At 73.8% G+C, this 12,591-nt stretch carries 8 protein-coding genes; 5 read left to right on the forward strand and 3 right to left on the reverse strand.

Annotation, left to right across the window (positions count from 1 at the left end; translation table 11 throughout):
* The first annotated feature begins 169 nt into the window (after positions 1-169).
* Positions 170-2,761, forward strand: a complete 2,592-nt coding sequence (gene pepN / locus ACZCLJ_RS05665; protein ID WP_463105735.1) for an aminopeptidase N — start codon at positions 170-172, stop codon at positions 2,759-2,761.
* Between the two features lie 82 nt (positions 2,762-2,843).
* Here pepN and malQ read toward each other — a convergent pair whose 3' ends face one another.
* Positions 2,844-5,024 (reverse strand): 4-alpha-glucanotransferase, encoded by a 2,181-nt coding sequence (gene malQ, locus ACZCLJ_RS05670; RefSeq protein ID WP_463105736.1) that lies wholly within the window; start codon positions 5,022-5,024, stop codon positions 2,844-2,846.
* 72 nt (positions 5,025-5,096) lie between these two features.
* Between malQ and ACZCLJ_RS05675 the strand changes: the two genes are divergently transcribed.
* Entirely contained in the window at positions 5,097-6,164 is a 1,068-nt protein-coding gene (locus ACZCLJ_RS05675; RefSeq protein ID WP_251153911.1) for a mechanosensitive ion channel family protein, read from the forward strand.
* Between the two features lie 2 nt (positions 6,165-6,166).
* Here the strand turns inward: ACZCLJ_RS05675 and ACZCLJ_RS05680 are convergent, their stop codons facing one another.
* On the reverse strand, positions 6,167-6,622 hold the full coding sequence (locus ACZCLJ_RS05680; protein WP_463106362.1) for a glucose PTS transporter subunit EIIB: 456 nt from the start codon (positions 6,620-6,622) through the stop codon (positions 6,167-6,169).
* Between ACZCLJ_RS05680 and ptsP the strand changes: the two genes are divergently transcribed.
* From ptsP to ACZCLJ_RS05695, 3 genes are all read left to right on the forward strand, one after another.
* A complete protein-coding gene (gene ptsP / locus ACZCLJ_RS05685; protein ID WP_285821167.1) occupies positions 6,596-8,293 on the forward strand; it encodes a phosphoenolpyruvate--protein phosphotransferase in 1,698 nt (565 codons plus the stop codon). The two genes, ACZCLJ_RS05680 and ptsP, sit on opposite strands and share 27 nt — an antisense overlap.
* A gap of 61 nt (positions 8,294-8,354) precedes the next feature.
* Positions 8,355-8,828 (forward strand): globin, encoded by a 474-nt coding sequence (locus ACZCLJ_RS05690; protein ID WP_463105737.1) that lies wholly within the window; start codon positions 8,355-8,357, stop codon positions 8,826-8,828.
* A gap of 49 nt (positions 8,829-8,877) precedes the next feature.
* On the forward strand, positions 8,878-9,831 hold the full coding sequence (locus ACZCLJ_RS05695; protein WP_463105738.1) for an acyl-CoA thioesterase: 954 nt from the start codon (positions 8,878-8,880) through the stop codon (positions 9,829-9,831).
* Between the two features lie 39 nt (positions 9,832-9,870).
* Here ACZCLJ_RS05695 and ACZCLJ_RS05700 read toward each other — a convergent pair whose 3' ends face one another.
* Entirely contained in the window at positions 9,871-12,555 is a 2,685-nt protein-coding gene (locus ACZCLJ_RS05700; protein ID WP_463105739.1) for a glycoside hydrolase family 48 protein, read from the reverse strand.
* Between the last annotated feature and the right edge of the window lie 36 nt (positions 12,556-12,591).

The following is a 12,591-nucleotide window of genomic DNA, read 5'->3' on the forward strand; positions in this document are numbered from 1 at the left end:
TCTCCTTCGTGGGTGGTCGCCCGGGGCGACCGGGATCGGCGAGCGCTCTCGGCATAACCCGACACCGGGCGACCGCAGAGTATTCCCACGGGGTGCGGGACCGGCCCGTGGGATGATCGTCCGTGGCTCACAGGCCGTGACCGAGACCCACCCAGACCGAGGAGTTGCAGTGCCCGGAGAGAACCTCACCCGCGCCGAGGCGAGCGAGCGAGCGGCGATCGTCGACGTCCGCTCCTACGACGTGGCGCTGGACCTGACGACGGGCGCGACGACGTTCGCCTCGACGACCGTGGTCCGGTTCACCGCGACGGAGGGCGCGTCGACGTTCGTCGACCTCGTCGCCCCGTCGGTCCGCGAGGTCGTGCTCAACGGACGGGCGCTCGACCCGGCCGACGTGTTCGCGGACTCGCGGATCGCGCTCGACGGGCTCGCGGCGGACAACGAGCTGCGCGTCGTCGCGGACTGCGGCTACACCAACACGGGCGAGGGCCTGCACCGGTTCGTCGACCCCGTCGACGGCGAGGTGTACCTCTACACCCAGTTCGAGGTCCCGGACTCGCGCCGCGTGTTCGCCGTGTTCGAGCAGCCCGACCTCAAGGCGACCTTCGCGTTCACCGTCACCGCACCCGCGGCGTGGCAGGTCGTGAGCAACCAGCCGACGCCCGAGCCCGAGGCGCTCGGGGCGGTCGCCGACCCGACCGGCACGGGGGCTGGCGACGTCGCGGTCGCGCGCTGGGCCTTCGAGCCGACGCCGCGCATCTCCTCCTACATCACCGCTCTCGTCGCGGGCCCGTACGTCGTGGAGCGCAGCGAGCTCACGTCGTCCGACGGCCGCACGATCCCGCTCGGCGTGTTCGCGCGCGCCTCGCTCGCCGAGCACCTCGACGCGGACTACGTCTTCGACAAGACCCGCGAGGGCTTCGCGTTCTTCGAGAAGGCGTTCGAGCACCCGTACCCGTTCGACAAGTACGACCAGCTCTTCGTGCCCGAGTACAACATGGGCGCGATGGAGAACGCGGGCTGCGTGACCTTCACGGAGACGTACGTCTTCCGGTCCAAGGTCACCGACGCCGTCAAGGAGCGTCGTGTCGTGACGATCCTGCACGAGCTCGCGCACATGTGGTTCGGCGACCTCGTGACCATGAGGTGGTGGAACGACCTGTGGCTCAACGAGTCGTTCGCGGAGTACGCGTCGACGCTCGCGACGGCCGAGGCCACGGAGTGGACCGAGGCCTGGACCACGTTCACGGCCATGGAGAAGTCCTGGGCCTACCGCCAGGACCAGCTGCCCTCGACGCACCCGATCGTCGCGACGATCAACGACCTCGAGGACGTGTTCGTCAACTTCGACGGCATCACGTACGCGAAGGGCGCGTCGGTGCTCAAGCAGCTCGTCGCGTGGGTCGGCCAGGAGCAGTTCCTCGCCGGTGTCGCGGCCTACTTCCGCAAGCACGCGTGGGGGAACACCGAGCTGCGCGACCTCCTCGTCGAGCTCGAGGCCACGAGCGGGCGCGACCTCACCGCCTGGTCGGCGAAGTGGCTCGAGACGGCCGGCGTCAACACGCTCCGCCCCGAGATCGAGCTCGACGCGCACGGCCGCATCGTGTCGTTCACGGTGCTCCAGTCGGCGACCGCCGACCACCCGACCCTGCGCCCCCACCGCCTGGGCATCGGCTTCTACGACCTGCAGGAGGTGGACGGCGGACGAGCACTCTCCCGCGTGCACCGCGTCGAGGTCGACGTCGACGGCCCGCGCACCGAGGTGCCCGAGCTGCTCGGTCTCGACCGGCCGCAGCTCGTGCTGCTCAACGACGACGACCTCGCGTACGCGAAGATCCGGCTCGACCCCGCCTCGCTCGCCGTCGCGACCGAGCACCTCGCGGACATCGCCGACCCTCTGGCCCGCTCGCTCGTCTGGGGCTCCGCCTGGGACGCGACGCGCGACGGCGAGACGCCGGCGAGCGACTACGTGCGCCTCGTGCTCGGCAACATCGCGCGCGAGACCGAGTCGACGACGATCCGCACGACCCTCAACCAGCTCGCGCTCGCCGCGAAGACGTACGTCGCGCCCGAGCGACGCGCGGACACGCTCGTGGAGGTCGGCGACACCCTGTGGGAGCTCGCCGGTCAGGCGGACACCGGCTCCGACCTGCAGTTCCAGCTCGTGAAGTTCTTCGCGCACCTCGCGTCGACGCCGACCCACGGGGAGGCGCTGCGGGGGCTCCTCGACGGGACCGCCGCGCTCGACGGCCTGGAGATCGACACGGACCTGCGGTGGGAGATCCTCGAGGGCCTCGTGCTCCTCGACCTCGCGGACGACGCGGCGATCGAGGAGACCCTCGCGGACGACTCGACCGCCACGGGACAGCAGTCCGCGGCACGGGCCCGGGCCACCGTCCCGACGGCGGACGCCAAGCGCGCCGCGTTCGACCGGCTCGTCGCCACCGACGGCGCGCCGAACGCCATCGTGCGCGCCACGACGCAGGGCTTCCAGCACGTCAACGACCCGGCGTCGCTCGCTCCCCTCGTCGGCGCGTACTTCGACGCCCTGCTGCCCCTGTGGGACGAGCGGTCCTACCACATCGCCGAGGCGCTCGTCACGGGCCTGTACCCCGCGCCGCTCGCGACCGCGGCCCTGCGCGACGCGACGCAGGAGTGGCTCGACGCGAACGCGGAGGCCGCCCCCGCGCTGCGCCGCCTCGTCGTCGAGAACCTCGCGGGCGTCGAGCGCGCCCTGACCGCCCAGGCCGCGGACGCCTGACCCGGTCCGCCGAGGGAGTACGGCAGTCGGCCGAGGGAGTACCGGGGTCGGGACCCCGGTACTCCCTCGGCCGACTGCCGTACTACCTCGGCTGGGGGTCGTTCATCGCCTTCGCGAGCGAGCGGAGACGCGCGTTGTCGAAGAGGTCCTCGAGCAGGACGACGTTTCCTGACGCGTCGCCGAGCGGGACCTTCCAGTTCGGGTACTCGGTGTTCGTGCCGGGCTGGTTCTGCGAGCGCCGCTCCCCGACCGCGTCGGCGAGCGAGACCCCGATCAGGGCCGCGGGGGTCTGCCGGACCAGCCGGTGCAGCGCCTCGACGAGCTCGCGCTCGGACGGGTCCTCGCCCACGAGCCCGCGCTCGCCCAGGAAGGCGAGCATGGCGTCGCGCTCCGCGCGGGCGGCACGGCGCACGTCCGCGACGGGCTCCGTGAGGACCCCGAGCCGGTCGCGCAGCTCGACGTGCTCGCCCGCGAGGTAGCCCGCCGTGGGGGGCAGGTCGTGGGTCGTGACGGTGGCGAGCGTGAGGGGCCGGTACTCCTCGGGCGGCAGCGGTGCGCCGTCCTCGGTGCGCTCGAACCACAGGACCGACGTGCCGAGGACGCCGCGCTCCGAGAGATAGTCCCGCACCCACGGCTCGAAGACACCGAGGTCCTCACCGATGACGATCGCGCCCGCACGGTGCGCCTCGAGGCACAGGATGCCGACGAGGGCCTCGTGGTCGTAGCGGACGTACGCCCCGGCGTCGGCGCGGGCGCCGCCGGGGATCCACCACAGGCGGAACAGGCCGATGACGTGGTCGATGCGGATCGCGCCCGCGTGGCGCAGGACGGTGCGCAGCATGTCGCGGTACGGCGCGTACCCGGCGCGCGCGAGGGCGCGGGGGTGCCACGGCGGCTGGGACCAGTTCTGGCCCTGCTGGTTGTACATGTCCGGGGGCGCCCCGACCGAGACCCCGGTGGCGAGGACGGCGCGGTTGGCCCAGACGTCGGCGCCCTCGGGGTGCACGCCGACCGCGAGGTCGTGCATGATCCCGACGGTCATCCCCGCCTCGCGCGCGGTGCGCTGGGCGACGCGGAGCTGCTCGTCCGCGACCCACTGGAGCCAGCAGTAGAAGTCGACGCGGTCGGCGACGTGCTCGCGCAGCGCGGCGACCGTCGGGCTCGCGGGGTCGGTCGCCCCCGGCGGCCAGTCGCGGTCGCCGTAGTGGTCGACGAGGGCGCACCACGTCGCGAAGTCCTCGAGCCCTCGGCCCTGCTCGGCGCGGAACGCCTCGAACGACGCCTGTCGCGCCGTCGAGCGCGGTGCCGCGAACACGACCTCGAGCGCGGCCTTCTTCGCCTCCCACGCGGCGTCCCGGTCGATCGGGCCGGGGTCGGTGCACAGCTCGCGCACCGGGTCGAAGGACCACTCGACGAGGGAGCGGTCCGCGGCCGAGAGGTACGCGGTCTCGCGGATGTCCTCGACGCGGAGGTACAGCGGGTTGACGAACCGCCGGCTCGTCGGCAGGTAGGGCGACGGCGTCATGGGCGTCCGCGGCTCGGCGGCGTGGAGCGGGTTGACGAGCACGAAGTCGGCGCCGGCCTCGCGCGCCGACAGCCAGGCGAGGTCCGCCAGGTCCGCGAGGTCGCCGACCCCCCACGACGCGCGGGACCGCACCGAGTAGAGCTGCGCCATGAAACCCCAGGCGGGACGGTCGACGAGGGCCTCGGGCAGCTCGAGTCGCCGCGGCGTGACGACGAGCGTCGCGCGCCCCTGGGTGCCCGCGCTCTCCGCGTGCAGGTCGTGCCATCCGAGCGGCAGGTCCGCCGGGACCTCGAACGTCGCGCGCCCGACGGGTCGTCCGTCGACCGTCCGCGGCTCGACGAAGACGTCGAGCTGGCTCAGGTCGCGCCGCTCCCGGACGCCGCGCGCGTGGGGCCGTGCGGGGCGCTGCTCGGCCTCGAGCTCGACCCACACCTCGACCGGCGCGCCGTCGGCCACGTGCACCGGGACGGGGACGGCCTCGCCCTGGCGGACGACGACCGTCGGCGGGAGCATCTGCCGCCACGCGTCGTCGCGGGAGTGCTCGAGGGACACCGCGACCTTCTCCGGCGACGAGGCCGGCACGCCCAGCGCCTCGAGGACGGCGACGAGCGTCGAGGCCCGTACCTGTCGTTCCGTGCCGTCGAAGCCCCAGAAGTCGGACGCCACGCCGTGGGCGTCGGCCAGCTGCACCAACGGCTCGGGCAGGTCCGTCTGAGAGGGTTCGCTCACGCACCGCATCCTGCCAGAACAGGGACGTCGGGGCAGGCCCTCGCCCCGGCGCGCCCAGGAGCGGCGGGTAGCCTGCCGCCCATGCTCCCCTCCTTCCTGACCGATTCCACGACCGATCCGGACGGCTTCGACGCGAGCAACCCCGACGACTGGCTGACGTGGTTCGTCGGCGTCCCGCTGCGCGTGATCCTCATCGTCGCGATCGGCTCGATCGCGCTCGCCCTCCTGCGCCGGGTGATCCGCCGTGTCACCGACCACATCGCCGACGGGACGCCGACCCTGCGCAGCGCGCGGCTCAAGGGCCTGGGCCAGACCGAGGTGGGCAGCGCGCTCCTGCGGGCGAACCCGCTCGCCAACGCGCGGCGCGCGGCGCGGGCCCGCACGATCGGGTCGGTGCTGCGGTCGGCCGCGAACATCATCATCGGCACCACGGTCGTCCTCATGGTCCTCGCCGAGCTGGGCCTCAACATCGGCCCGTTCCTCGCGTCCGCGGGCATCGCGGGCGTGGCGCTGGGCTTCGGCGCGCAGAGCCTCGTCAAGGACTTCCTGTCTGGGACGTTCATGCTGCTGGAGGACCAGTACGGCGTCGGTGACGTGGTCGACTTCGGCGAGGTGGTCGGCACGGTCGAGGAGGTGGCCCTGCGGGTCACGAAGGTGCGGGCGGGCGACGGCACGCTCTGGTACGTGCGCAACGGCGAGATCCTGCGGACGGGGAACCTCACGCAGGAGTGGGGCCGCGCCGTGGTCGAGGTCCGCGTCGCGTACTGGGCCGACGTCGCCCAGGTGCGCTCGGTCCTGCTGCAGGCGGCGGAGGGCGTGCGCGCGGACCCGGTCCTCGGCTCGTCCGTGATGGAGGCGCCCGAGGTGCTCGGCATCGAGGAGCTCACCGCCGAGGGGATGCTGCTGAAGGTCCAGATCAAGACCCGGGCCGCGCAGCAGTGGGAGGTCGGTCGTGCGCTGCGCGCGGCGGTCCGCGAGGCCCTGGAGGACGCGCGGATCCCGCTCGCGGGTGCGCAGCAGGTGGTCGTCCTCGACCACTCGCCGGCGGAGCGGGACGACGACGGGTCGCGCCCCGCCGGGCGCTCGGCCGCGCGGGGTGCCGCCGCGGCGGCCGCCGTGCGGAGACCCGACGCCGCCGGCCCGGCCTGACGTCAGCGCAGGCCGTCGAGCTCCGCAGCCAGGTTGTCGGCCTCCGGGCCGACGATGACCTGCACGACGCGCCCCGAGCGGACCACGCCGAAGGCGCCCGTGGCCTTGAGCCGCGCCTCGTCGACCAGCTCGGGGTCCGTGACCTCGACCCGCAGTCGCGTGATGCAGGGCTCCAGGTCGACGACGTTCCCCTGGCCCCCGAGGGCGTCGAGGATCTGCTGGGCCTTCTGGTCCGAGGGGGTGCTCATCGAAGTCGTCTCCTGAGGCGAGTGCGGGAGGGGCCCGGACCGCGGATCCGGGGTGTCGGGGTGCCGTGCACCCTGGGGACAGCCTAGTCTCCTGGCACGGTTGTCACCGGATCGACGCCACGGTGAAACGGGGGCGCAACGCGCGTGTGCTCGCGTGGCGCGGAGGCGGACAGGAGCGAGCTCGTGGGATCCCAGGACGAGGTGCGGCAGGTCATCACCGGTATCGGCGTGTGCGCCGGGACGGTCGTCGGGCCCGTCGTGCTCATGCCGGAGCCGGTCGCCGAGCCCGCGCCCGGCCTGCGCCTGCCGCCCCGCGCGGACCACGAGGCGCAGGCCCGTCGCGTGGACGAGGCCGCACGTCAGGTCGTCGCCGACCTGGAGCGGGCGGCCGCGGCGGCGCAGGGCGAGAGCCACGACGTCCTCGAGGCGACGGCGGCGATGGCGGCCGACCCGACGCTCGCGGCGGACGCGCGCCGCCGCGTCCTCGACGACCACCTCGTCCCCGAGCGCGCCGTGTGGGAGGCGGCCGACGACGTCGCACGCCGCCTCACCGAGCTCGGCGGCTACTTCGCGGAGCGGGCCCGCGACGTCGCGGACGTCCGCGACCGCCTGGTCGCCGCGCTCACCGGCCGGCCCGCGCCCGGGGTCCCGGAGCACAGCGAGCCGTTCGTCCTCGTCGCCCCCGACCTCGCGCCGTCCGCGACCGCCGCGCTCGACCCCGCGCGCGTCCTCGCGATCGTCACCGACGGCGCCGGCCCGACGTCGCACACCGCCATCGTCGCCAACGCCATGGGCATCCCGGCGGTCGTCGCCGCCGTCGGCGCGAGCGCCGCACTGGCGCCCGGCGACCTGGTCCTCGTCGACGGGTCCGCGGGGACCGTCGTCGTGCACCCGTCGCCCGAGCAGGTCGAGGCGGCACGCGCTCGGGCGCAGCACGCCCGCACCTTCGACGGCACGGGCCGCACGCGCGACGGGCACCGCGTCCAGCTCCTCGCGAACGTCGGCGACCCGGCGGGCGCGGCCCCGGCCGCCGCGGCGGGAGCCGAGGGCGTCGGGCTGTTCCGCTCCGAGTTCTGCTTCCTGGACCGCGACGAGCCGCCGACGGTCGCCGAGCAGGTCGAGGCCTACCGGGCCGTGCTGCGCGAGTTCCCCGGGCGCAAGGTCGTGGTCCGCACGCTCGACTCCGGAGCCGACAAGCCCCTGCACTTCCTCACCGTCGCCGACGAGGAGAACCCGGCGCTCGGCGTGCGCGGTCTGCGCACCGCGGCGCACTGGCCCGACCTGCTCGAGCAGCAGCTCGACGCGATCGCGCAGGCCGCCGCCGCCGAGGAGGCCGAGGTCTGGGTCATGGCGCCGATGGTCTCGACCGTCGGCGAGACCGAGTGGTTCGTCGAGCGGTGCCACGCGCACGGACTCGACGTCGCGGGCGTCATGGTCGAGGTGCCGAGCGCGGCGCTGCTCGCCGGCCCGATCCTCGCCCGGGCCGCTTTCGCCTCGATCGGCACGAACGACCTGACCCAGTACACGATGGCCGCGGACCGGCTGCTCGGGTCGCTCGCCGAGCTGTCCGACCCGTGGCAGCCGGCGGTGCTGCGCCTCGTCGCCGCGACGTGCGAGGGCGGCGCCCAGCAGGCACGTCCCGTGGGCGTGTGCGGCGAGGCCGCCTCGCACCCCGTGCTCGCGGTCGTGCTCGTCGGGCTCGGCGTGACCTCGCTCTCGATGACGGCCCGGGCGATCCCCGACGTCGCGGCGCTCCTGCGCGAGGTCGACCTCGACGAGTGCCGCCGCCTCGCGCGCCTCGCCCTGGACGCCGAGAGCGCGGCCGCCGCGCGCGCCGTCGTGCGGGAGAACCTGCCGCAGCTGGCCGGGCTCGGTCTGTGATCCTCGCCGCACGCCACCCCGCGGGCCAGGTCCGGCGCACCCGCGGTGCGAGGATGGGGTCGTGACCACGGAGCCCACCCCCCGCACGACGCTGCCGGTCGCCGGGACGACGAACGGTGCCGCGCCCGCCGCCCCCACGTCGTCCCCGACACGCCCGAGCCGCACGTTCTACGACGAGGTCGGCGGGCACGAGACGTTCGTCCGCCTCGTCGACGCGTTCTACGAGGGCGTCGCGCAGGACCCGGTGCTGCGGCCCATGTACCCCGAGGAGGACCTCGGGCCGGCGCGCTGGCGTCTCACGGCGTTCCTCGAGCAGTACTGGGGCGGTCCCACGACGTACAGCGAGCAGCGCGGGCACCCGCGGCTGCGCATGCGGCACGGCGGCTTCAAGGTCAACCCCGACGCGCGCGACCGCTGGCTCGCTCACATGCGCACCGCGGTCGGCTCGATCGGCCTCGCGCCGATCCAGGAGGCCACGCTGTGGGACTATCTGGAGCGCGCCGCGCACTCCCTCCTCAACACCTTCGACGACTGAGCGCACCGCAGCGCCGGCCACCGACGCCGAACCAAGGAGCCCGAGACCCGTGACCTCCGAGCACCCCGAGACCGACTCCGCGCCGTCGCCCGGCCCGACGTCCGACGCCGCCCCGGCCGAGCAGGTCCCCAACCCGCTGGGACACCTCCTCGAGGTCCTGCAGCTCGAGCGCGTCGGGGACGGCGACGGCTCCGCGGCCGACCCGGAACACTTCCGCGGGGTCAGCGTCCACCAGCCGACGGGGCGCGTGTACGGCGGCCAGGTGCTCGCGCAGGCGGTCCTCGCCGCGGGCCGGACCGTCCCGGAGGGTCGCCTCCCCCACTCGCTGCACGGGTACTTCCTGCGTCCGGGAGACCTCTCCGTGCCGATCGACCTCGCCGTCGAAAGGCTGCGCGACGGCCGCTCGTTCAGCGCGCGCCGCACGCACGCGATCCAGCACGGCAAGCCGATCCTGTCGATGATCGCGTCGTTCCAGGAGGAGCAGGGCGGGATCGAGCACTCGTCGTCGATGCCCGACGCGCCCGACCCGGAGACCGTGCCGTCGGCCCTCGACGTGCTCGGCGGGATCGACCACCCCATCGCGCGGTTCTGGTCGCACCACTCCGCGTTCGAGCTGCGCCACGTCGGCGGGTCGCTCTACCTCGGCCCCGACGGCGAGCCCAAGGACCACCAGATGGTGTGGATGCGGGCGCGCGGCGACGTCGGCGACGACCAGCTCCTGCACCGCGCGCTCATGGCCTACGCGTGCGACCAGGTGATGCTCGAGCCGATCCTGCGCGAGGCGGGCATCGCCTGGGTCACCCCGGGGATCTCGATCGCGAGCCTCGACCACGCGATGTGGTGGCACCGGGACGTGCGCGTCGACGACTGGCTGCTCTACGTGCAGTCGTCGTCGAGCGCGCAGGGCGGTCGCGGCCTCGGGGCCGCGCGCGTGTTCGCCCAGGACGGGACGCTCGTCGCGTCCATCGCGCAGGAGGGCATGGTCCGCCTCCCGGCGCTGTGAGCACCGGGAGACGGACCGTGGGACGTCCTCAGCGAGGCGTCAGCCGCACGTGACCGCCGTGTCGGCCGGCGGTGCGCCCGTCCCGATGAACCCGAACGACGTGCTCGCGCCCGCCGCGAGCGTGCCGTTCCAGCCGACGTTCGACGCGGTGAGCACTCCCCCGCTGACGCTCGTCGTCGCGTTCCACGCCTGGGACAGCCCGCCCGGCGCGAGGTCGAGCGCGACGGTCCACCCGGCGACGCCCGACGGTCCGGCCGTCACCGTGACCTCGCCCTGGTAGCCACCACCCCACGAACCGCGCGTCGCGTAGGCCGCGGTGCAGGCGCCCGGCTCGGGCCCGGCGTCGTCGTCCGTGGTCCCCGGGACCGCACCGGACGGCGCCGAGACGTTGCCCGCCGCGTCGCGCGCGCTCACCGTGTACGAGTACGACGTCCCGGGCTCCAGCCCCTCGTCCGTGAACGTCGTGACGCTGCCGCCGGTCGACCCGACGACCACGCCGTCACGCCGCACCGTGTACCCGTTCACGCGCGTGTCGTCCGTGGACGCCTCCCACGCGAGCGAGACCGTCGTGCCCGTCTGCCCCGTGACCTCGAGGCCCGTCGGGACGGTGGGCGCCTCGGTGTCCTCCACCGGCGGGACGTCCTCGCCGAACAGGCGGTCGTAGTCCGCGAGCGCCGTCGCGACCGCCGTCTGCGCCCAGAAGCGGTGGTACCGGAACTGGGGCGCGGGACCGCCGTCGAGGTGCGCCTGGACCTTGTCCCAGTCGGGGTCGTCGAGGTAGAAGGAGCGGATGTCGAGGAACGAGACGCCCGGCTCGATCACGTCGCCGTTCGGCATCGTGCCGGACCAGCCCGCGGGGACGAACGTGCCGTTCCCGGTGGGAGAGGTCAGGACGTCGTCGAAGCGACCGAAGTCGCCGCGGGTCTCGTCGGTCGCGACACCGACCGGGTCGCTGTTCTGCTCCCAGATCGCGTCGAGCAGGTCGCGCGCCGTCTCCTGGGCGACGGTGTCGCCCGACCCGGCCGCGTAGTACATGAGCGTGCGGGCGAGCGCGCCGGCGACGCCGACGTCCTGGCCGTAGCTCTTCACGCTCACGGACAGCCCGGAGTTGTCGCCGGGGTTCGCGGGGTCCCACGTGTCGGGCTTGCCGGTCCACGTGAGCTCGGACGGGATCTGCCACGAGTCGTCGGTGACCGTGATGTTGTCCACGACCCACGGCACCCAGCCGTCGAGGATGTCCTCGGCCCGCTCGTCGCCCGTCTCGTGGTAGAGCTGCGCGATGCGCTCCATGCCCCACCCCTGCATGCCCATCCACTGGTTCGACGGCGGGTCGTGGTAGACCGGCGCCTCCGTGTACGCCATGCCGTAGAACGTCGGTGTCCCGGCGGGCCGGGCCGCGTAGGCGCCGTCCCACGAGTTCGTGGCGCCGCCCGCGATGCCGCCCTCAGGGGCCTGGAGCCACTGGAACAGCTCGACCTGACGGTCGAGGCTCTTGCTCCAGTCGTCCGCGGCCGTCGGCGACGACGGCTCGAGCGCGGGGTCGTTCGCGAGGGCCCACGCCGCCATGGGGTTCTGGTACCCGAAGTGCGCGTGGCTCGAGCCGATGCGCCACGCCCACGGGCTCGCCGTGTCGAGCGCGCCGCCCCACGCGTAGTACCAGGACAGCAGGTAGTGGGCGCTGTCCTTGCCCGTGCCGGCGGCGCACGACGTCGACGCGCAGCCCGGCGTCTTGAAGTACTTGTCGAACAGCGCGTAGCGCAGGTAGTCGCCCATCTTCGAGGCCTTGCCGACGGTCTCGGCGACGGCCTCGGGCTGGCCCTGCTCGGTCGCGAACTTGTTCGCCCAGTACGCGGCCTCGACGGCGCGCGCGTCGGCGTCCGGCGCGTTCGTGTACTTCCACTGCTTCGCGTACGACGCGTCACCGGTGAACAGGTCGAGGTAGCCGTTCTCGCCGCCGAAGCTGAAGTCGTCGATCGACGGCTGCGGGATCGTCTCCCAGACCGACTCCTGCGGACCGCGCTGGAACGTGTTGATGTACGACGTGCCCTCGTGGTCGGGACCGAGGAGCGTCGACGAGCCGGGGGCGGCGCCGAAGCCGTACACGTTGTCGACGTCCGCGAGCCAGTGCATCCCGTAGATCTCGGGCGTCCCGTACGTCTGGCGCAGCTCGGCGCCGATGGGGTCCTTGCCCGTCGTGACGCCGGTCGTGATCTGCGACGGGTACGCGCTCGGGTGGTTGTGCTCGGCGGCGTAGGTGGCCGGGCTGTTCGGGCTGTACGCCGCGTTGGTCGGCTGGTTCTCCGTCGTGGGGATCATGTACTGCTCGAGCGTGTCCCACGCGTGGTTGAACGGCTCCCAGTCGCCCGTGACCTGCCCGTACGAGGTCTCGAGCCACAGCCAGAAGGAGTACGCCTCGGACGTCGTCTCGTGCCCGTAGTCGGGCGCCTCGACCATGAGGGTCTCGACCGCGTGGTACGGGATGCCCTGCGGCGAGAAGTAGCCGTTCGCCGGGTCGTGGATCTTGTCGTAGAGCTCGAGGAAGCGCTGCGTGTACTCGCCGTCGACGGCGACCGTGACGGCGGCCTGCGCCGCGGGGGCGGTCGGCCGGGCGCTCGCCGGCTGGACCGCGGCGAGCGCTGCGAGCGTGGCGCACGCGGTGAGCGCGGCGGCGACCGTGCGGCCGTGACGGCCCCGACGCCCGGGTCCGACCGGCCAGGCAGGCACAGCGGGGGCGTGCGGTGATGGTGGCGGCGCGGCGCG

It is taken from the genome of Cellulosimicrobium sp. So1_17 (assembly GCF_055181235.1).

Coding starts and splice junctions, on each gene's coding strand:
- ACZCLJ_RS05675 (WP_251153911.1), top strand. CDS start 5,097: ATGCTCCCCTCCTTCCTGACCGATTCCACGACCGATCCGGACGGCTTC.
- malQ (WP_463105736.1), bottom strand. CDS start 5,024: ATGCGGTGCGTGAGCGAACCCTCTCAGACGGACCTGCCCGAGCCGTTG.